Annotated in this window: 26 protein-coding genes, 1 tRNA gene and 1 pseudogene; 21 read left to right on the top strand and 7 right to left on the bottom strand. The window is 49.9% G+C overall.

Going from position 1 to position 20342, the window contains the following annotated elements; translation table 11 throughout:
- Positions 1–60 precede the first annotated feature (60 nt).
- The 19 genes and pseudogenes from BFV67_RS14920 to BFV67_RS14840 all read left to right on the top strand — a co-directional run bounded on the left by BFV67_RS14920 (position 61) and on the right by BFV67_RS14840 (position 14257).
- Entirely contained in the window at positions 61–1110 is a 1050-nt protein-coding gene (locus BFV67_RS14920) for a major capsid protein (RefSeq protein ID WP_023157311.1), read from the top strand.
- Between the two features lies 1 nt (position 1111).
- Positions 1112–1492, top strand: a complete 381-nt coding sequence (locus BFV67_RS14915; protein WP_223825720.1) for a hypothetical protein — start codon at positions 1112–1114, stop codon at positions 1490–1492.
- 4 nt (positions 1493–1496) lie between these two features.
- Positions 1497–1856, top strand: a complete 360-nt coding sequence (locus BFV67_RS14910; RefSeq protein WP_063417625.1) for a head-tail joining protein — start codon at positions 1497–1499, stop codon at positions 1854–1856.
- A complete protein-coding gene (locus tag BFV67_RS14905; RefSeq protein WP_069598578.1) occupies positions 1853–2398 on the top strand; it encodes an ATP-binding protein in 546 nt (181 codons plus the stop codon). The genes BFV67_RS14910 and BFV67_RS14905 overlap by 4 nt, the downstream gene beginning before the upstream one ends.
- A gap of 3 nt (positions 2399–2401) precedes the next feature.
- Positions 2402–2599 (top strand): DUF2635 domain-containing protein, encoded by a 198-nt coding sequence (locus BFV67_RS14900; RefSeq protein WP_069598577.1) that lies wholly within the window; start codon positions 2402–2404, stop codon positions 2597–2599.
- Positions 2596–4098: a phage tail sheath subtilisin-like domain-containing protein gene (locus BFV67_RS14895; RefSeq protein WP_069598576.1), complete on the top strand. Its 1503-nt coding sequence runs from the start codon at positions 2596–2598 to the stop codon at positions 4096–4098. Before BFV67_RS14900 ends, BFV67_RS14895 begins: the two co-directional genes overlap by 4 nt.
- Before the next feature lie 3 nt (positions 4099–4101).
- Positions 4102–4473 carry a phage tail tube protein gene (locus tag BFV67_RS14890; protein ID WP_069598575.1) on the top strand — a complete coding sequence of 124 codons (372 nt, stop codon included), beginning with the start codon at positions 4102–4104 and terminating at the stop codon, positions 4471–4473.
- Between the two features lies 1 nt (position 4474).
- Complete coding sequence (locus tag BFV67_RS14885; protein ID WP_000807719.1) at positions 4475–4753, top strand: phage tail assembly protein; 279 nt, start codon at positions 4475–4477, stop codon at positions 4751–4753.
- A gap of 14 nt (positions 4754–4767) precedes the next feature.
- Positions 4768–4902 carry a hypothetical protein gene (locus BFV67_RS24775; protein WP_256388757.1) on the top strand — a complete coding sequence of 45 codons (135 nt, stop codon included), beginning with the start codon at positions 4768–4770 and terminating at the stop codon, positions 4900–4902.
- Positions 4895–6754: a hypothetical protein gene (locus BFV67_RS14880; RefSeq protein WP_069598574.1), complete on the top strand. Its 1860-nt coding sequence runs from the start codon at positions 4895–4897 to the stop codon at positions 6752–6754. Before BFV67_RS24775 ends, BFV67_RS14880 begins: the two co-directional genes overlap by 8 nt.
- 62 nt (positions 6755–6816) lie before the next feature.
- A complete protein-coding gene (locus BFV67_RS24235; protein ID WP_157888822.1) occupies positions 6817–7551 on the top strand; it encodes a hypothetical protein in 735 nt (244 codons plus the stop codon).
- 11 nt (positions 7552–7562) lie between these two features.
- Positions 7563–9017, top strand: a complete 1455-nt coding sequence (locus BFV67_RS14875; RefSeq protein WP_235610600.1) for a DNA circularization protein — start codon at positions 7563–7565, stop codon at positions 9015–9017.
- A complete protein-coding gene (locus tag BFV67_RS14870; protein ID WP_063929853.1) occupies positions 9014–10099 on the top strand; it encodes a phage baseplate assembly protein in 1086 nt (361 codons plus the stop codon). The genes BFV67_RS14875 and BFV67_RS14870 overlap by 4 nt, the downstream gene beginning before the upstream one ends.
- Positions 10096–10680, top strand: coding sequence for a phage baseplate assembly protein domain-containing protein (locus BFV67_RS14865; protein WP_045888898.1), 585 nt, complete (start codon positions 10096–10098; stop codon positions 10678–10680). Before BFV67_RS14870 ends, BFV67_RS14865 begins: the two co-directional genes overlap by 4 nt.
- A complete protein-coding gene (locus BFV67_RS14860) occupies positions 10677–11114 on the top strand; it encodes a phage GP46 family protein (RefSeq protein WP_069598573.1) in 438 nt (145 codons plus the stop codon). The genes BFV67_RS14865 and BFV67_RS14860 overlap by 4 nt, the downstream gene beginning before the upstream one ends.
- A 1-nt stretch (position 11115) precedes the next feature.
- Positions 11116–12258, top strand: coding sequence for a baseplate J/gp47 family protein (locus BFV67_RS14855; RefSeq protein ID WP_069598572.1), 1143 nt, complete (start codon positions 11116–11118; stop codon positions 12256–12258).
- Positions 12255–12848: a YmfQ family protein gene (locus BFV67_RS14850; protein WP_069598571.1), complete on the top strand. Its 594-nt coding sequence runs from the start codon at positions 12255–12257 to the stop codon at positions 12846–12848. Before BFV67_RS14855 ends, BFV67_RS14850 begins: the two co-directional genes overlap by 4 nt.
- A 51-nt stretch (positions 12849–12899) precedes the next feature.
- Positions 12900–13184, top strand: a pseudogene (locus BFV67_RS24820) (hypothetical protein); the annotation flags it as partial.
- 668 nt (positions 13185–13852) lie between these two features.
- On the top strand, positions 13853–14257 hold the full coding sequence (locus BFV67_RS14840) for a tail fiber assembly protein (protein WP_069598570.1): 405 nt from the start codon (positions 13853–13855) through the stop codon (positions 14255–14257).
- 134 nt (positions 14258–14391) lie between these two features.
- Here BFV67_RS14840 and BFV67_RS24230 read toward each other — a convergent pair whose 3' ends face one another.
- The 5 genes from BFV67_RS24230 to BFV67_RS14820 form a co-directional block, all read right to left on the bottom strand.
- Positions 14392–15627: a hypothetical protein gene (locus BFV67_RS24230; protein ID WP_157888821.1), complete on the bottom strand. Its 1236-nt coding sequence runs from the start codon at positions 15625–15627 to the stop codon at positions 14392–14394.
- Positions 15602–16081, bottom strand: coding sequence for a hypothetical protein (locus tag BFV67_RS14835; RefSeq protein WP_069598569.1), 480 nt, complete (start codon positions 16079–16081; stop codon positions 15602–15604). The genes BFV67_RS24230 and BFV67_RS14835 overlap by 26 nt, the downstream gene beginning before the upstream one ends.
- Positions 16082–16085: 4 nt before the next feature.
- Positions 16086–17003 (bottom strand): glycosyltransferase family 2 protein, encoded by a 918-nt coding sequence (locus tag BFV67_RS14830; RefSeq protein WP_069598568.1) that lies wholly within the window; start codon positions 17001–17003, stop codon positions 16086–16088.
- Complete coding sequence (locus tag BFV67_RS14825; protein ID WP_069598567.1) at positions 17000–17362, bottom strand: GtrA family protein; 363 nt, start codon at positions 17360–17362, stop codon at positions 17000–17002. The genes BFV67_RS14830 and BFV67_RS14825 overlap by 4 nt, the downstream gene beginning before the upstream one ends.
- Positions 17363–17425: 63 nt before the next feature.
- Complete coding sequence (locus BFV67_RS14820) at positions 17426–17665, bottom strand: DinI family protein (RefSeq protein ID WP_069598566.1); 240 nt, start codon at positions 17663–17665, stop codon at positions 17426–17428.
- Positions 17666–17764: 99 nt separating this feature from the next.
- Here BFV67_RS14820 and BFV67_RS14815 point away from each other — a divergent pair, with 99 nt between their 5' ends.
- Positions 17765–18004: a hypothetical protein gene (locus BFV67_RS14815; protein ID WP_023325685.1), complete on the top strand. Its 240-nt coding sequence runs from the start codon at positions 17765–17767 to the stop codon at positions 18002–18004.
- A complete protein-coding gene (locus BFV67_RS14810; protein ID WP_069598565.1) occupies positions 18004–18324 on the top strand; it encodes a hypothetical protein in 321 nt (106 codons plus the stop codon). The genes BFV67_RS14815 and BFV67_RS14810 overlap by 1 nt, the downstream gene beginning before the upstream one ends.
- A gap of 105 nt (positions 18325–18429) precedes the next feature.
- On the opposite strand, the gene BFV67_RS14805 is transcribed toward BFV67_RS14810, so the two are convergent.
- Both BFV67_RS14805 and yejM read right to left on the bottom strand, forming a co-directional pair.
- Positions 18430–18506: transfer RNA gene (locus BFV67_RS14805), tRNA-Pro, on the bottom strand.
- A 72-nt stretch (positions 18507–18578) separates the two neighbouring features.
- Positions 18579–20339 (bottom strand): LPS biosynthesis-modulating metalloenzyme YejM, encoded by a 1761-nt coding sequence (gene yejM / locus BFV67_RS14800; RefSeq protein WP_069598564.1) that lies wholly within the window; start codon positions 20337–20339, stop codon positions 18579–18581.
- Positions 20340–20342 lie beyond the last annotated feature (3 nt).

Below are 20342 nucleotides of genomic sequence, written 5' to 3'. Positions count from 1 at the left end.
CAGGGGCTGGCTCGTTTAAAATTTTTGCCAGCTGCGGCTGGCACTATCAAGAGACTGAATATGGAAAATATTTTTGATACCAGCGTGCTGGTGCAGGTTGTTCCTAACCTGAAAACCAGCCAGAACTGGCTGCTCGATCGCTTCTTCCCGAATGTCGTGACTTACGAGACTGAAGAAGTGGCGATTGATGTTGATGTCGGCCTGCGTCGTATGGCGCCGTTCGTCTCCCCGCTGGTGGAAGGTAAGCTGGTCGAATCCCGTAAATACCAGACCAATACCTTCAAACCGGCATACATCAAAGATAAGCGCGCGCCGGACCTGCGCAAACCTATCCGTCGCCAGATTGGTGAGCGTATTGGCGGGGAATATACCGCTGCCGAGCGCGAAATGCTGAACCTTCAGTTTGAAATGGCTGACCAGATTGACATGATCAACCGTCGTCTGGAATGGATGGCGGCCAGTGCGCTGGTGTCCGGGACCGTAACCGTCGCCGGGGAGGGCTATGAAACTAAGGTGGTGGATTTCGGTCGTGCTTCGGATCTAACCATCACTCTTAGCGGCTCGGATAAATGGCCACTGACCGTTGCAGCTGGCGCTACCAATACCCAGCCATCAGATGACATTGAAATCTGGCAGACTACTTTCCTGAAAGAGTCCGGCTCTGTAGCCACGGATCTGGTCTTTACGAATAAGTCATGGCGTGCATTCCGACTGGATACCACCATCAAGGATAACGCCATTACATTCCCGGCGCTGAGCCCGTTTGGTAACCAAATTAACGCCGGCCCACAGGCGATGAAGGGCGCAATTTATAAAGGGCGCTGGGGTAACTTTGACCTCTGGTTATATAACGACTGGTTTATTGACCCGCTGGACAACGTCGAGAAGCCTATGATCCCCGATGGCGCTGTCATTATGAGTGGGGCCGATCTGATGGGAACCCGCGCATTTGGCGTTATCCTGGACCCGGCTTTCAACTACGGTCCGCTGGCCTATGCGCCAAAATCCTGGGTGAAAGAAGATCCAGCCCAGCGTCTTATCCTGATGCAATCCTCCCCGCTGGTTATTCCGAGCCGGGTAAATGCATCCCTCTGCGCAACGGTGGTCTGATATGGCAAAACAACCTAATACCGGGCTGGCTGATGATCTGAATGCAGAAGGATCTGCCAAAGATGGCCTGAGTGTTGACGACCTGAATGCGGGCGATAACACCCAGGTAAAACAGCCTTTGAGCAAAACAGATGATGCCGAATCGTCTGTTGATGACGATGGTGGTGACGAAAAATCCGAAGACACTGAATCGCAGGAGTATGTGGTGTTGAAAGGGAATTGCATTCGTCATGACGGGGAGATGTACCGCGAAAATATGCGCATCCCTGTAACCGGCAAAGATGCTGAGCGTCTTCTGCAGTCCGGCGTTATTGCTGATGTTGATGTGCTTCGTAAGCGAGTTCTTGCTTCTCAGCCATCAGTTTCAGTTACGACAGGGTAATGACATGGGCGTGGACTGGGATTCTCATCTTCTGAGTCCGCTGCATGATGTCTTTGGCGATGAGCACGAGTACCGTCCACGTAACGGTACTCCTTTTACAATTAACGGGATTTTTGACCGTGGTTATGCGCAGATTGCTGAAAACCTTGATGGCGATTCAGAAATTAACACCTCCAGCCCGATGCTGGGTGTGCGCGATGCTGAATTTCGCAAGCTGGGTAAATCGCAACCTGCTGTATCTGACCGAGTATTTATAAAGACGGTCGGTGGTCACATCATCAATCAGTTATTTGTTGTGTCAAACGTCGAACCCGACAGTCATGGCGGATCTCGTCTTGTCCTCAATGTGGTAAAACCGCGATGAATGCAGCAGCGATACGGCAAATGGTTGTCACTGCACTAACCGGGACAACCAGCGCGGGTGACCGCGTATTCTCAGCACGCGACTGGTCAACTTCACCTGATATGTATCCTGTGTTGTTGGTTCAGACGCCTTTTGAACAGAAAAAATCACAGGGGCGTAATACCCCTGCTTTTACTACCCTCACCACTGTCAGGATCACTGGGCGCGTTCAGGAGTATGACGGCGATACAGTGGATGATGGAGCCATGCGGGCAGAGCTGGCGCTTGAAAGCCTTCGCGAGCAGGTGGAGCGCGCGGTGATCAACAGCTACGAACTGACGCGGAACATTCAGAAATACGCGGAAGTTCGTTCAACCATCAATGTTGATTCAGACGGAGAGGCCCATATGGGGCAGCTTCTTTTTGAGATCGACATAGAGCATTACCAGGGGCCGGAAGATTTTTATCCTGTCCAGTCGGTTCCCCTTGAGGGCATGGATATTGCGGTCGACATGCCAGACGGCACAGTTAAACCGGGTATCAGCCTCAATCTTCAGGAGTAATCCATGTTTGTAAAGCCGAACAAAGGGCTCAGCGTTCGCTGCCCCGTTAAGGGCACCCCATTGCCTAAAGAGGGTGCTGAAGTACCTGACAATATTTTCTGGCGTCGCCGTCTGAGCGATGGGGACGTGATCCTCTCTAAAAAGGATGAGGGCGCGCCAGAGAAACAATCCTTACCTAAAAAAGCGGGAGAAAATGAATGACCGTACCTTTCGCTCGTGTTCCCGATAACCTGCGGGTAGGGCTTTTCTTCGTTGAGTTTGATAACTCAATGGCGAATAACGCCACTGCCACGCAGCGCACTCTGCTTATCGGTGGGATGCTCAGTACCGGCTCAACCCCCCCAGGTATTCCGCAGCGAGTTTCCTCTTCGGATACCGTCGGTGAGCTGACCGGAAAAGGGGGAATTCTGCAGGCCATGATGGCGGCGTATCAGAAAAATGATACCGCAGCCGAAGTCTGGATCCTGCCGCTGGAGGAAGACTCCGATTCCATGGTGGCTGCAACCGGCACCATTAAAGTGAGCAGCGCACCGACGGCAACCGGAGTGATCTCCCTTTATATTGCTGGTGAGCGCATTCAGTTGACCGTTGTAGCAACAGATACGGTGACAGCGATCGCCACCTCTCTGGCCGCGGCGATTAACGCAAAAACCACGCTACCTGTAATCGCCAGCGCGGCTACGGATACCGTAACCCTGACCGCGAAGAACCTTGGTGCTACGGGTAACGGGATCGACATTCGCCTGAACTTCCTCGGCTTACCGGGAGGCGAGTCGACACCTGCAGGCCTGGAACTGACGATTACTGCTATGTCTAACGGAGCCGGGGCTCCGGATATTACCGGCGCGCTGGCTAACCTGCAGGATCGGACATTCGATTTCATCATCAACCCTTACGACGATACAACCTCGTTGAATGTGATGAAGGAGTTCCTGTCAGACACTGGCGGTCGCTGGGCATGGGACAAGCAGCTTTATGGTCATTCCTTTGGTACCACCACCGGGACTTACGCCCAGCTCGGTACCAAAGGTGAGCTGCGCAATAACCAGCATGAGACCCTGCTGGGCGTAAATAAATCGCCGTCCCCTTCCTGGGCATGGTCTGCAGCTTACACCGGTGCAGCGGCGGTGAGTCTGCGTAATGACCCGGGCCGCCCGCTACAGTCGCTCGCTGTTCAGGGGATACTTGCGCCAGAACTGCAGGATCGCTTTGAGTTGACCGAGCGTAACAATCTGCTGTACAGCGGCATTTCGACATTTACGGTCGATGACGATGGCACGGTGCGCATTGAAAACCTGATCACCACCTACCAGAAAAACAGCTATGGCGATGCAGATGATAGTTATCTGGAAGTGGAGACGCTGTTCAGCCTGATGTTTGTGACCCGCTACCTGCGAACAGCGGTGACCAGCAAGTTTGGCCGCATGAAGCTTGCTGCGGACGGGACCCGATTTGCACCTGGCGCGGCGATCGTCACGCCAAACATCATCAAGGCCGATCAGATTGCCGAGTACCAGACTCTGGTATGGAACGGTTATGCACAGGATGCGGAGGCATTCGCAAAAAACATCATCGTCGAGCAGAACGCCAAAAATCCGAACCGCGTCGATGTGCTGTGGCCGGGAACTCTCATGAACCAGTTGCGCATTTTCGCGCTGCTCAATCAGTTCCGCACGCGGGCTGAATCAACAGGAGCTTAAACGATGGCAAGTGATACTACTAACCGCCTGGCGGGAACCGCCTATGTCACTGTTAACGGTGTGACGGTAATGGTGGAGGGCTCGTTTAAATATCAGGCTGCCACCGTAAACCGTACCACCCTGACAGGGATGGATGGTGTGCACGGATATAAGGAAAAACCTGTGGCGCCATACATTTCTGCCCGACTGCGTGACAGTGGCGGAACGAATGTGCAGGGCTTTAACCAGCAGACGAACGTCAACGTGATCGCCGAGCTGGCTAACGGGAAAACTATCATTGGCCGTTCACTCTGGACGGTCAACGTCCAGGAAGTGGAAAGCGAAGATGCAGTATTTGATGTTCGCTGGGAAGGCCGCGACGTAACGGAGAACTAAGATGGCTGAGATTGAACGCGTTAAAACCATTCCCTTAACCGTAGCGCTGGATGATGCTGCGGAGAAGACCACCTATACGCAACTGGAGCTGAAAGCGCCCACGCTAAGTCAGGCGGAGCAGTTTTATGAGAAACAGGCTGCGTCAACGTCGCTCGCGGCGATGCGCCTGCTTATTGCGCTGGTTTCCGGTACGCGTGAAAGCGTGCTGCAGCCGATGGATTTTCTCGACTTCCGTAAGTGTGAGGAGTATCTGCTCAGTTTTTTGACCTGGAAGCCCTGACAACCTGGCAGGAGATGGCCGCTGACGTCACCTTCTATTTCCGCTGGTCTGAGGACAGAGCGTGGGGAATGACCCGCGCCCGGCTGAAATGGTGGGTGGCGCAGGCATCCCGGATAAACAAGATTAGGAAACCTGACGACGATGAGTAATTCTTTTGATTTTGAGCTGGTGGCCAGCGACCAGGTTAGCGAGGCTATAGACCGCATTAATGAGGCTGTCCGTGACCTGGAGCCGAAGCTAGATAAAACCAAAGAAGGGCTCAAGTTAGGCGGTCAGGAAACAGCCGACGGACTGAATGGTTTTATTTCGCGCCTCGAGAATATGTCGAAGAGCGCGCGGGATAACGTGCAGTACATCGGCGATATGGTTCCCCCGCTGAAAATGGTGGGGGAGCTCGCGGGCAAGATGGGCACACTGGGGCTGGTTGGTGCTGCCGGCTACGGGCTGAAACAGGTCGCTTATGGTTTTCGGGAGGCATCGCGAGAGGCCTACAATCTTGATGTGTCTGCAAAAAATGCGGGAATGCGCGTCGACGATTTTACCCGACTTTCCGGGGCAATGCGTATTCTTGGAGCAGACAGCGAGAGCGCTAATGCATCAATAGAGGGTATTTTCAAAGCATTCAATGAGGCTGCCAGCGGTAAAAATGAGGGGGTTATGGCCGCGATGGCGCAAATTGGTGCGCAAATTCAAAAAAACAGCGATGGTTCAGTAAATACCCTTAAAACACTGGAGTCTATTGCAAAAATTTTCCCAACCCTGAGACCTGAACAGCAGAAGTCCGCAGCTGATGCGCTTGGGCTGACGCCCGAAATGCTGGCGCTAATGCGTGACGGTGAACGCATGAAGAAGCTGCTGGCGAAATCGGATGAATTTGGTCTGACTGTGGATCCGGCACTGAATCAGCAATTGAGTGAAGTGAACGGCACGATGAATGAGCTCAGCGCATCCTGGGATGGTCTGTGGCAACGTTCAAAAAACAAGGCACTTAAGACCGTTCTCTCGGATGGTTCAGTCAAAGACGGCCTCGAAGGTGTTACCGACCTGTTCACCAACGGTGATTTTACGGGCCTGTCTCACGCTCTTGGTTTTATCAACAGCGATGATGCTGCGAAGCTACGACTAATTCAGAATGATAAGGCGCTTTATAACAGTTTGCCCCGTAGTGAACGTGGACAGGTTGACGCGGGTTTCATGACGGATGCTGTAAGAAAGCGCTACGATGCAAATTACCGTGCAACTGATTCTGCGATTCAGTTGCAAGCTGACATAGCTGCTATCAACCGCCCTCAGCCTGGTACAAATAGGGGTAATATCCCCTATAATCAGGCCAAAAATGATGCTATCGGATTCAGAAATCACAATCCGGGCAATCTTCGGAGTGCATCAAATTCAACGGGCAGCAATGGTGGCTTCGCTACCTTTGCCAATGATGATGATGGCCTTGCTGCTATGGCACGGCAGTTAATGTTATATGGCGATCGTGGCAACAATACGCTTGAAAGCGTCATACACACCTACGCACCTCGCAGCGAGAATGATACCCGGGCATATATCGATTCCGTATCTGGCAGTACCGGCTATGCTGCGCAGGAACGTGTCAATCTACATGATACGGAAACATTAAAATCGGTAATGGCCGCCATGATCAAGCATGAAAACGGTGCGCAGCCATACAGCGATGAAGAGTTGAAAAATGCAATTCAAACAGCAATTTCTGATGATCGTTGGTCAGGTAGACGAAATCCTGATGCTCTCGCTCAGCAGCGGTATGACATTCTCTCCGGTTCGCAGAGTGCTAATCGTGAAACCAGCATTCTTAGCGCTCCACAAGGGAAAAGTGATGAAAATGCACTGAGTGAGAATCTGGCTCGCTCGATTAAAGAAGCTATGTCTGATCAGTCACTAAAACTCGAAATCACCATGGTAAATGAGAAAGGCGATCGCAAAACTTATAATGTCGAAAACAACGGCAGGATTACTACTCCCATGAACTATTGATATGTTTTCAAAGTTTCAGTTGTTGTATTATCTATAAAAGTCATTTTTATAGGTGATAAACTATGCGTATAACAAACATGTTACTAGTTCTTGGTTTCATCCCATACTTAGCAGTAGCAAGCCGAGGCGATACTATCTGTCAGACTTGGTTGAAAGAAGGGGCAGGCAACCAAATTATAACCCCTGCGATATCCGGAGATATACAAGACAAACCTGCTGACCTTGCTATTTGCTATCGAGGTAAGGATTATAGCCAGGATGTGGCTAAATCAACCCTCTTCAAAAAGTTACCAGGTAATGGACTAAGAGTTATATCGTCGTCGAATGTTGAAGGTTTTAGGGAGATGTATGTCTCTCTATATAACAGTATAACTAGTGAGTCTGTTATAACTCGTGTGGCTATTAATAATTATAATGCGTTAGTCTCATATCCTGGTGGTCTTGTAAGTCGTCAGCAGATAAAAGGAAGTGATCCGGACGGGTATTTTATTTTTATTCCGTCATATGTAAAAGATGCCGTTTATTTTAACTTTATCGAACCGTCAAATGTGCGAGTTTATAAATTTCACCATATCCCCGGCTATGTTAATAGTGCCGCTGATATATCAAAAGTATCTGATTCATACGGTGAGTGGGTAAAGAAAAATGGAGACATAATTGTTTCCAAGGATGAAATCATCGAAGGAAAAGGGCGAGTGGGGTATGGAGCAATTATTACTCCGGATGGTAAAGAAAAATGTAAGTTCGATTCTGGAATAAAAGCTTGGGTTCTTACGGCGCTTGCTTCTTGTGAATAATGTGAAAAATAATGTTGATAACAAAGACCGCCTTCGAGGCGGTCTTTTGTTTTGGAGATATGATGCCGTCAATTATTCAGGATGCAATAACTTCTCTTTTGGGGGGAGATGCCAGCGATGACTGGCAGGGGCAGTTACGGCCCAGCTCATTCAGAGGCGTGCCATTTGCAATTGTTGCTGAGGAAGGGAGCCACGGTCGACGCCAGGCGGTACATGAATATCCCTACCGTGACACAGCCTGGATAGAAGATATCGGGCGGGCAACGCGGCGATTCGTTATTCGCGGCTTCTTGATCCAGAACAGTCAGGTTTACGGCGGCGGCGATGCTATCACACAGCGCCAGTCGCTGATTGAAGCCTGTGAACAAAAAGGTAGCGGTACGCTTGTCCATCCGACACTGGGCGAATTAACGGTTTCCATCCCTGAGAATGGTTTGCGTATTTCCGGGTCGATGGAGAACGGGCGAGTATTTGAATTTACCCTGATGGCAATTGAATCAGGGCTTAAAGTGTTTGCTCTCACGGGCAGTACCGTTGCCGGTGCCACGGTGAAAACCAACTATCTGAAACTGGTCAGCACTGCTGTGCTGAGTACGATTGCCAGGGTTAAAAGTGAAATCCGCGGTGTCACACAGGCTATAAACACCATCAGAGGCACGGTCACGTTCTGGACTAACATGGTTGACAGCACCATCAGTCAGGTAACGAATCTCAGCAATGTCCTGAACTCCACGTTCGGAAATACCCGGTACGGACGTTACAGTAAAGGCTCTGTGGGCGGTAGTTCCTCTGCTGTTGCTGGCAAATCGTCAGTTGCTGATGTGGATGATGAGAGAGCACTGGCTGACAAGGTAACAGCCCAGTCGGTAATGGACCGGAAAAATGTTACTGACAGGTCGAGCCAGCTTAGCAGCTCCAACACACCTGATGAGTTTGTCCAGGGCGTTGCCGACGTGGTAAACGCCATTCTTAACAGCGCCGGCAGCGTTAATGACCGAATCACGGCGCTGGAAAAACTGGCTAATTCAATCAGCACGGAGTACCAGCAGTCCGACAGCAACAAAGCGATTTCGGCGACCATGAACACGCTGATTGTTGTGCTATGTACTGGTGCCATGACCAGTGCAGCTGCGGACTCCAGACCTGCCAGTACAGACGAGGCAGAAGAGCTAACTCAACGAGTTTCTGTGCAACTGGATACGGCGCTGGTTCTGGCTGGAGACCGCGCTGACGATGATACGTATAACGCGCTTCTCGCCGTCAGATCGGCATTCCTTTCCACGATGAGTGAGCGCGCTTCTGGTCTGAGCGAGCTTCTTCAGGTTACCACCGCTCAGCCGCTTCCGGCGCTGACGCTGGCAAACCGATTATACCAGGATGCCACCCGTGCAGATGAACTGGTGCAGGAAGCGCGCGTACCCCATCCGGCGTTTATGCCGACAACCATGAAGGTACTTAGGCAATGAATGCAGACAGCGATCTGGATGTTGTTTCTCTGACGGTCGACGGCAAAATCATCGAAGGCTGGGATTCTGTCCGGGTAACGCGGGGGATTGAGCGTTTTCCCTCTGATTTCGATCTTGGGCTGATGGATTACTTCCCTGGCAACGAAGATCGTCAGCTCGTTGAAGAGGGCATGTCCTGTGAAGTTCGTATCGGAGATGATCTGACGCTGACGGGATATGTGGATGACTGGGAACCCGCACTATCGCGCTCCCGCCATGAGGTCCGCGCCACGGGCAGGAGCAAATGTCAGGACCTGGTGGATTGCTCAGCCGAGTGGCCTAACAACGTCATTAATGCCAGTAATGCGCTTGAAATTGCTTCTCGCCTGGCATCCTACTATGGCATCACCGTAACCACGGATGTTGATGAACTTGTGAAGGTACCCCAGTTCACTCTGAACTGGGGGGAGTCTCCGCAAGAAGTCATCGATCGGGTGGCCAGATGGTCTGCTCTGCTTTACTACGATCAGCCCGATGGAAATTTGTTACTGACCCGGGTGGGAACACGTCGTGCGGCGAGTGGAATAGCCGAAGGGGTCAATGTCGAACAGGCGTACTACCGCAAATCGATGGCCGACAGGTTTTCAGATTATGTCGGTGTATCAATGAGCGTTTCTCCAATTGCAGGGTATTCGCCTGATACGGCCTATGACGCTGTGACTCTGGCAACGGCGAGAGATCCGGAGGCCGCCCGTATGCGGTACCGAAAACATATATCGATTGTGGAAAGTACCCTGATGGCTACTCAACAGGCACAAAGTGCGATCGACTGGGAAATGAACCGTCGGTACGGACGTTCAAAACAGCTCTCGGTAACCATCGATTCCTGGCGGGATAAAAACGGGAAACTGTGGGAACCAAACACATTGATCCCCGTTGATCTTCCCACGTTACGGTTGCCGGAGACTGAATTGCTGCTGGCAGAAGTCACCTATATGCGCGATGACTACGGCACCCATGCACGCATGACGCTGATGCCGCCTGAAGCATTCACCGTTCAGCCATATGCCTTCTACCAGAACCTGGCGGGATTTAACACATGAAGCAACTCTTTAAACATGCAGCGACCAGGATTGCCGGCATGCTGGGGATTGGCCGGATCACGGCCATGAAAGATGGTGGGGTGGTGCAGTCAATCCAGTACCAGACTCCGCTGGAGGTGGCCAGCGCACCGCGGATGGCAGAATTTGGCTTTTCATCCGGCCTGCCTGCCGGGACTGATGTGGTTCTGGCTTTTATTGGCGGTGATCGTTCCAGCGCGGTGGTAATTGCGTCCAACCACCAGGGGTTCCGTCATACAGGCCTGAAATCGGGCGAAACGGTCATGTATAACCAGTGGGGCCTTAATATTCTCCTGACGGAGAAGGGGATCTTCCTGGATGCAAAGGGCCAAGATGTTGAGGTCAATAACGCCACTAACGTGACCATCAATGCCAGCCAGGGGATCCTTGCAAATACCCCGATCCTGAGATGCACAGGTGACATTGTTGATAACTGTGAAACCAATACCCGAACACTGAAAGAGCTGCGGGATGCACATAATGACCACGATCATGTGGTTAAAAATGCCCAGAGTGGCAATGACAATATCCGCAGCCAAAAAACAGAGGATCAGGTGACATGAGTGACATCGCTTCATTCTGGAATGTGGATGAGATGTTTGCTGACTGGCAGAAAGGGCTGGGTGAACTCACCACGGGGAACGATTTACAGACTGCAATACTTGCCAGCCTGTTTACTGACAGGCTGGCAAGGGCTGACGATGATTATGAGGACAGCGATCGCCGCGGCTGGTGGGGGGATTCCGGGGAGGAATCGCAACTGGGATCCCGGCTGTGGCTGCTACGGCGGAAAAAACTGACCCCGGATGTCGCAAAAAAAGCGGAGGAATACTCGAGTGAAGCGCTCAACTGGTTAAAGGTTGATGGTGTTGTCAGCGAGGTTATTCCTGTTGCCAGGATTGTCCTGCCTGACCGGCTCAATCTCATTATCCGCTATCAGGCACCGGGGAAAGACTGGCAGGAATTCAGGTTTTACTGGATATGGGAGCAACGTTAATATGCCGTTTAAACGACCGACGCTGAGCGAACTCCGCGACGGAAACCGGAAATTTATGCAGGCGGAGCTTGAGGATGTTGGTGCGCTCCTGCGCTTCGCGAACCTGAAGGTACTGGCTGACATGGATGCGGGGATGGGGCATCTGCATTACGCCTACCTTGACTATATTGCCCTGCAGACAAACCCGTTTACCTCTACCGATGAGTATCTCGCCGGGTGGATGGCCCTTAAGCAGGTATTCAGAAAACCAGCAGCAGCGGCGAAGTCACCTGCGGTACAGGCTAGTGGCAGTGTTGACAGTATTATCCCTGTTGGCTCGATCATTAACCGCGGGGACGGATACCAGTACCGGACGGATGCAGATCTTAAAATTCAGGCAGATGGATTTGGTATCGTCGCGGTGACGGCTATACTGCCGGATATTACCAGTGATGTAACGGGTGGAGGCGCGCGCGGTAACGCTGATGCCGGGACCATAATGACCCTGGACGCGAATATTGCTGGCGTGGATCCACAGGTAACGTTACTGTCCGCTGCGACCGGCGGAGCCGATATTGAAACGGAAGAGGATTTTCGCAGTCGTGGCTTGCTGGCATGGCAGAATCCGCCTCAGGGTGGAAGCGACGCCGATTATAAAAAATGGGCGCTTGAGGTTTCGGGCGTCACCCGCGCGTGGGTAAAGCGGCGTCTGAACGGGGCCGGGACCGTTGGCGTGTATATCATGTGTGATCGGAATGACAATGGTGGGTTTCCGGTCGGTACCGACGGAATATCCCAACTTGAGGACTGGGGGGCTGTTAAAGCCACCGGAGACCAGCTCGCTGTCGCCGACCACATCTATCCGCAGCAGACAGACACTGCCATTGTTTTCGTATGTTCCCCGATCAAGAAAGTCATCAATATTGAAATCTCTGGGATCAAAAATGCCGGCAGCACCACAGTTCAGGGGATAAAAGACGCGCTGACGGCGCTGTTTTTTGATGAAGCTAACCCTGATGGTTCTGGGAAAGTTTACCTCTCTGATATTAACGGGAGTATCGGCGGTGTTAGCGGCACGACGGGCTATATTCTTAACTCTCCGACGGCCAATATCACCTTTGCTGTTGGCGAAATTCCGGTGCTTGGCGGGGTGAATTTTGTATGAGCCTCTTTTCAAAAAATGATTATGCCGGTGCGCTTGGTGCGCTGCTACCGACGGGCAGGGCGTGGCCCCGGTCGCAAAGAACGGTACAGGCTGCGGTATTACGGGCACTGGGCAGCGCGTTTCAGCGTTCTGACAGCGATGCGCAAAGCCTGATTACCGGAGCTTTTCCGCCAACAGCGACGATAATGTTGCCAGAATGGGAAAGCTCTCTTGGGTTACCAGATGATTGTGCGATTGGTGAATCTGGTGGAGTCAGCGATCGCCAGCGTGCCGTGGTGGCAAAGTTAATCAGCACCGGCGGTCTGAACCGCGATTATTACATCCGGGTGGCTGCAGCTCTTGGTTATACCATAACTATCACACAGTTCCGCCCCGCTATGAGTGGCATGTCAGTATGCGGTGATGCGCTTAACGGTGACGAGTGGCCATTTACCTGGCGGATAAACGCGCCACAAACAACAATCAAGTATTCGCTTGCTGGCACGTCCTACTGCGGCGATCCGCTCGCATCTTGGGGCAATAAACAACTGGAGTGTTCAATCAACAAAATTGCCCCATCCCATCTGAACATCATTTTTAATTATTCATAACTGATATTTCCCCCTCTGATTTTATCGCTTAACACTAAGTGAGGATTAACTATGCTCCGAATCGGGCAAGTCGAAGCTACTGCAACGCAGGATGGCAAATATACTGATGGAAGTGTTGCTGGTGGTATTGCCGCAACGAGGCTGCGGGCCGCAGCGTTTAACGCCATGCAGGAAGAGTTAGCGCATATCGTAGAGTCGGCAGGATTAACGCTCGACATTAACGATATGACTCAGGTTTTAAAAGCCATTCAAAAACTGACACTGAGCCGTGCAAACCCATTTGCTGATATCAAATCAGATGGCGCTGTTGCAGTCGCTCTCGCAAACCTTGGTTTAGTAACAAACGGAAATGTGGGCCGCCTTATCAATATCCAGACCCCATCTGTTTCCGGCACTTATACCCCAACGCCTGGCGCTAAATTCGCAATCGTCAGACTTCAAGCAGCAGGGGGTAACGGCGCAAACGCCGCTGCAACTGCAAGCGGCCAGGTTGCATGCGCTCCTGGCGGTTCAGCAGGCGCTTACGCTGAGTTTTTGGTGAAAATTTCCGATATCACTAACTTTAACTTCACCATCGGCCTTCGTGCTGCGGCTTCATCATCTGCGACTCAGGGAGGAAGTTCTTCGTTCTGTGGAGTTACGTGTACTGGTGGTCGCGGACAGGCGTTCGCAGTAGCTACCTCATCATTCCCCGTTCAGTCAAAAGGTGATGATGGCGGCACGGTGACGAATGCAGGCACAACAACATTAGTCATGTTGAAATCGAAAAGGGGGGCACCAGGCGGAAGCTCTCTGGCAACCGTCCTCGGTAATTCCCTCTCAGGTTGGGGTGGTGATAGTGAGTTTTCTGGTGGCTCTAACAGGGTAGGTGGTGGAAGTTCAAACGGCATTGATGCTTCAGATGGCGCGGGTGGCTCTGGAGCAAACAGTGTATCAAACCCTGGCGGGGGGTTCAGTGGCGGACTTGCCGGTAATGGATTAATCGAATTCTGGGAGTATGCATAATGACTGTTTCACGGTATGCGCTTGTAAAAAATAATGCAGTGGAAAATATTGTAGCGTGGGATGGCGAGGGCGATTTATTTAGTGAATACCTTACGGTTGAGCTTGCAGAAGAAACGCCGTGCAGCGTCGGGTGGAATTACGACGGGAAAGAATTTACTCCACCGCCGGAGCCAGAAAAAACTCACGAGGAACTGGTCGCAGAAGCTGACGAGGAAAAACAATACCGCCTTGATTATGCCGCAAGCAAAATCGTCGTCTGGCAGACGAAGTTGCTCATTGGAAGCAAATTGACCACGGCAGAAACGGCATCACTTAGTGCCTGGATGGACTATATTGACGCGGTCACTGAGATAGATTCCTCTTCTGCTCCTGATATCTGTTGGCCTGAAATGCCTAAACAATAAATTCAATTGCCAGCAACTGACGACACACAGCATCAGATTGCTTGTTTTATTTTGTCTTGCGATAGGTTATGTTGCGTTGAAATATTTTACCGACAAATCAACTTATGCTTATTTGTTGATTTGTCGGTTGGTTTTTATTTGTTTTTATTTGTTTTTATGTGTGCCCATATGCTCAAGAAGGATATTATGCACATTATTTCGAATATAAGGTCAACGCGAAATCCTGATGCATAAACTGTTGGTGAAAAGCCAAGCATTGTTACAGTCATGAATCCAATAAGCATTGCGATAATTGATGTCGAATTTATCTTTCTTTTAAGATTGCATTCGATTAATACAATGAGAATGGATGAAATCACAGCCAGCATATAAGAGTATGAAATATATGTGGTTATAGAAGACCACCGTGTTGCGTCAATAGTCTTTCCACTAAAGAAAGCTCCATTATATAACAAGCCAGTAAATGAATTTGCAATTGAAACCGCTATAAACGTTGAAATTACTAACATTGCTATCTTTATGGCATTGCACATTTCACCAAGTGAAGATCTTAAAATAAACAATACTACACTCAATGCCATTAATGGGAAGTTGAGTCTCAATGTCATCAATTGATGGAGCTTGTCGAAACCAAGAGAAATCTTTTCTGTGAGCCCATATGTTTGATACTGTGGATACCAATGCCATGACTCAAGAATAAACCTATTAATATTTCCTGGCGCAGCAAGGCAAATTGTTAAATTAATTATTACAATAAGTGCTATTAATAACTCAAATCGTGAGATTGAATTTCTTTTGGAAATAGCAAGGCACGCTGTCGCAACTAAGAATGATATTCCAGCTTGCTCCATATAGGGGAAGTAGAACGCTAGTAATATGCACGCTATTTTTTCTAGTGTATTTGTTTCTTTTTTTGTTAATGTGGAGAATGTATATGTGGCGGCAGAGACAGGAAGAAGGTAATTATAAAAACCAGTTATCCACCATGAAGCATCGGAGTGTATATCTGCGGGTATTGATGCAAATAAAATGAAAGACAGAGCGATGCTTACGCAGCTTAATTCTAAATCTGCTATCTTATTGCATGAAACACATAGAATTAGAATTGAAGTTGGAACTCCTAATTTCCATAGCATGGAATAACCAATTGTTGACGTCATTACCAACTCAACTGAAAATCTTCCGCTCCATGTTTCGAACCGAGTTAAAAGATGCTCCAAAATGTTATTAGAGTTGAATATATTCAAGAAAACCTGATCATCGTCATATCCACGCAGACTCAATGACATGTAAATAAAATAAAGGTAAGTTATTACTGATAAAACTGCCAGTAATTTTATCCACCTATTTGCATTCATATTTTGAAGCATGGCTAACCCCCTCCTTATTGGTGGATACAATATATATATTATTAGTGAAGTTATCTTTATTTGATATGTCTAATCTTGTGGCGATAAATCCAGCATTGTCATACATTTTACCGACTTTGAAAGCATCGCTGACATCTCTACGCTGCTGTAAGGAATTCATAATCTCTACAGTATCACCATTTTTTATCTCTGCGTATATTCTATTAAGAATATTAGAACCGCCAGGGATAAACGCCCACCCCACAACCTCTATACGACCCGCTCTAAAAAGGCAGGAGTCAATGTGAAAATACTGCAAGTTTCCATCAACAAAAGGAGGTTTTGTTGTATGCGTTGGGTTCCATGCCCTATAAAAAATATATGTAACAGAAATTGATAGTATTATCATAATAATGAAAATACCATTTATGACTCTCTTTATTGTAAGTCTTTCCATTAATTCACTATAACGCATTGAATTATATACCTTTTTTAATGATGTATCTTGGTCGTTTCTTTGATTCAATATAGATTCTTCCAATATATTCACCAAGAACACCTATTCCTATCAATTGAACTCCGCCTAGGAATAGAATGGAAACAAGCAAGGAGGGATATCCACGTACAGGGTTTCCGAAGGCAATTGTATCTACAATCATCCACGCGCCGTACATAAATGCTACCCCAGCAACAAACAGCCCAATATATGTCCACACACGCAGCGGGAAAGTTGAAAAACTGGTTATCCCTTCTAGTGCAAGGTTCCATAGCTTCCACCCATTGAATTTTGTGCTGCCAGCCACGCGCTCTGCTCGTGCATATTCAACAACATCGGTACTGCCACCAACCCAACTTAATACGCCCTTCATGAATAAGTTTCGCTCAGGCATAAGTTTGATATTTTCCACAACTTCGCGTGACATTAGTCTAAAATCTCCGACATTATCCTCAATTTGTGGGTTGCTGATTTTATTATGCAGTTTATAGAACCATTCAGCAGTCTTGCGTTTTAGTCTTCCATCAGTAGATCTGTCTGTACGCTTGGCAAGAACCATATCGGCACCGGCCAGCCACTTATCGATAAGATGAGGTATAGCCTCAATAGGATCCTGCAGATCGACATCTATCGGGATAATTGCATCACCGCTAGCATGATCCAGCCCGGCGAATAGCGCTGGCTCTTTGCCAAAGTTACGTGTGAAAGACAAAGGAACTACAAGCGGATCATCGACAGCGAGCGCATTAATGATGGATTCTGTTGCGTCTTTGCTTCCGTCGTTGATGAAGACAATTTCAACTTCATGCTGTTTTAGTCCTTCAAATTCCCGAACGGTCTTATAGAAGATCGGGATTGCATCCTCTTCATTAAACACCGGAACGACCAGAGAAATTTTCATTTCGCATCCCTAAAGACAATGAATTTTGAGTATATGAACCCGGCAACAAGACTGAATCCTGAGAACGCTAAGAGGGTTAAAATAGGCGACGCACCAATCGCATCTGCGATGTACCCTGTCATTCCAGCCATGATGCCCATGAATGCGACGAACGCGATATAACGCCCTGACGTTGCCTGTGATTTGAACGTCCATCTTGCGTTAGCGAAGAAACTAAACGTAACCGCAATGAAGAATGCGGTTACATTTGCAACAGCCTGAGAAGCTTCGAAGAAATGAAGAAGCGCGCCGAAGCATACCCAGTGCATAGCAGTGTTAATTACGCCTACTGAAATGTAGCGACTAAATAACTTTAACATTTGAAAAATCAGTCAATTCTGAAAGATGACAAGTTTAGCATTGCGTATGAGAGTGATCTAGATTTAATCCTGTACAAGCCACATATCGGCCTCTTCAAACATTTCCTCCAGCATGCGATTCAGCTTTTCCCGATCACTTTTGCTGGCGTCGCTATTCAATCCGTTCGCCTGCATCGGCTTCACCTTCACTTCGGCATCAGGGAAAATCTGGTGCACTCGCTTCGTCAGCTCGGCCAGAATGATCTCTCTGGCCCCTTCTAGTCCTTCAACATTACGCTTGTCATAAACCAGTTCAACAAACATACCGATCCTCTTAAAAGTGAAAATTGCCCGTGCTTGATCTGTTTTTATAAAAATACTACTGTATATGTATACAGTTAATGAGCGAGTGAGGGTGCGTTTATGCCTCGTCAACCGGATATTCGTGCTGCTTTTATTGCGGCCATACAGCAAAACCCGAAGGGCTATCTCTGCCTGCATACAGACAAATTCATCGCTGAACTGCAGGAAAGGAACTGGCATTTCAGCCAGGCGGATGCAAATTCATGGATCGAGCGATACCAGCCGGACTTCGCCGATAAGACGACAAACGGAAGCGAGAACCGGTACTGGATCCTGCGTAACATGGGGAGGGTTTTCTAATGGGATTTCCATCGCCAGCCATGGATTACCAGGAGCAGCGCATGACGATAGATGTTATCTGTGGTGTAGATAACAACTGCCGGGTTATTGAAACTTCATGCGGCTGGGCCGTTATTAACGTCAGTCTGAAGCCAGAAGGAGGGGATACGTTGCTGGTTAGCATGGACGGGAGAAACCAGTTTGTGAAGCTACTGGGTCAGGCACTGATAACGGAAGAGGGTGAGGCGATCGAAGGAGAAGCCTTGAATGATGTTACGGTGCACGGCGTTCTTACACATACGCTTAACCAAGTTAAAGACGATAAATCGCCTGTAATGTAGCGTGTAAATGTCGGGGGTTATTCCCCCATTTTTCCCCAATGATTCCCCGCACAAATTTTAAACATGAAAAAACCAGCCATAAGAGGCTGGTTTTCAATGTATTTTTGGTCGGCACGAGAGGATTTGAACCTCCGACCCCCGACACCCCATGACGGTGCGCTACCAGGCTGCGCTACGTGCCGACGCATAGAAAGAATACTACTCGATTCCGTTTTGAATGCAAGGAAATCCGTCGCTAACTGGTTTATTATTAATCAGTTAGCGACAAAACGTTTCTCATCCGTCAGGACCTGCAGCAGCAGGCTCAGCTGCGGTTTCTGGTCTTTCAGCCGCTCACCCTGCAGGTTATACGTCTGATAATTCCCGTTGCTGTTCAGCACCAGCGTCAGCTTCGGCGTGGTCACCACCAGCGTATTATTCCCTGCCGCCGTAACCCAGTTATGGCGGCGCGCGGCGCTGAAGAGATCCTGGCCCTGCGAATACTCGTTTGCTGGCGTGCTGACGTGCAGCAGGCGTTGCATCAGGGTGGTCATCACATCTTTATGCTCGGTAAGCATAGTGATGCGCTGCGCCGGGGTGCCCGGCCAGTGGATGACCAGCGGAACCTGCAGGTTAGGGCGTGACCAGCTCATGCTCTTCGTCTCGTCACCTAACGGGACGCCATGGCCTGCCGTCACGATCACCACGGTGTTGTCCAGCTTGCCGGACTCACGTAGCGCGTCAAGCACGCGGGCAATCTGCGCATCAACATCACCCGCCGCGCGGCCGTAGCGGCGCGCGAAATCACTCTTATTGCTGTTAGCAAGCGTTGTGCCGTTAAAGGCAACCCATGAGAACCAGCGGTTATCTTCCTGGGCATAGCGCTGCAGCCAGTTTATCCATTGGCTGGCGGTCTGCGCATCGGACTGATTCTGTGCCGCCGGCAGTGAGAAATCAGAGAGCAGCGCCTGGCGGTAGAGCGGGCTGTTAAAGCCATCGGATGAGAACAACCCTAACTGATAGCCCTGCTGATTCAGCCCGGTGATCAGCGCCGCAGGCGTGCGGGTAGAGAGTACACCGTCCATGTATCCGGCTGAAATGCCATAGAAGAGGCCAAAGATGCCCGCGTCGGTTGTGTTACCGGAGCTCATGTGCTGAGTAAACGTGACGTTTTGACTCGCGAAATTGGCCAGGGCTGGCATCTGCTTCTCATAACGGGAATAGTTCAGGCCGTCGACGGTGATGAGCAGGACGTTTTGCCCGCGGCCCATATCGCGATAGCGCAGGTCGCTCAGAGGATACTGCACGCTGACGGCTTCCGGGTTACCCTGCTCGATAAGACGGCGCTGGTACTCCTGCGCATCAAGCAGGCCATGTTTCTCGAGGAAGCGACGGGCCGTCATCGGGTACGAGAGCGGCAGGTTCGCGCGCTGCATAGTAATAGGACGATAGAAGTTCGCATCCGCCCAGATATACATGATGTGCGAACTGATAAAGGAGACGAAGAAGAGCGCGGCGACGGGCTTCGCGTAGTGGCGTCGGCGGGTCAGGCTACGCAGTTTTTGCCAGCTCCAGGTGGCAAACAGCATCTCAATCAACAGGATCACCGGGACGCTGATAAACATCAGCTGCCAGTCGCGGGCCGTTTCGTTCTGGTCGGGGTTAATCACCAGCTCCCAGACGATGGGGTTGAGATGCAGGTGGAAGCGGGTGAACACTTCACTGTCGATAAGCAGCAGCGTCATCCCCACCGTCGCAAGGATGGCGGACAAGAATCGCATCAGACGCTGCGACATGACGATAAACGTCAGGGGGAACAGGATCAGCAGATAGGTGGCGAAAACCAAAAAGCTAAAGTGACCGACAACGCTTATCCAGGAGTAGATACGCCCGGTGAGCGTTGTTGGCCAGTCTGCGACAAACAGATAACGACAGCCAATGACCGTCGACAGCAGAATGTTGAACAGGGCAAACCAGTGCCCCCAGCTGACCATCTGGGAGACTTTTTCACGGTAGCGCTGACGATTCGTCACCATAAA

It is taken from the genome of Enterobacter roggenkampii, assembly GCF_001729805.1.
In the GTDB taxonomy this organism is placed as follows: domain Bacteria; phylum Pseudomonadota; class Gammaproteobacteria; order Enterobacterales; family Enterobacteriaceae; genus Enterobacter; species Enterobacter roggenkampii.
The sequence above is the reverse complement of the archived record's forward strand: the minus strand, read 5'-3'. Positions and strand labels throughout refer to the sequence as shown.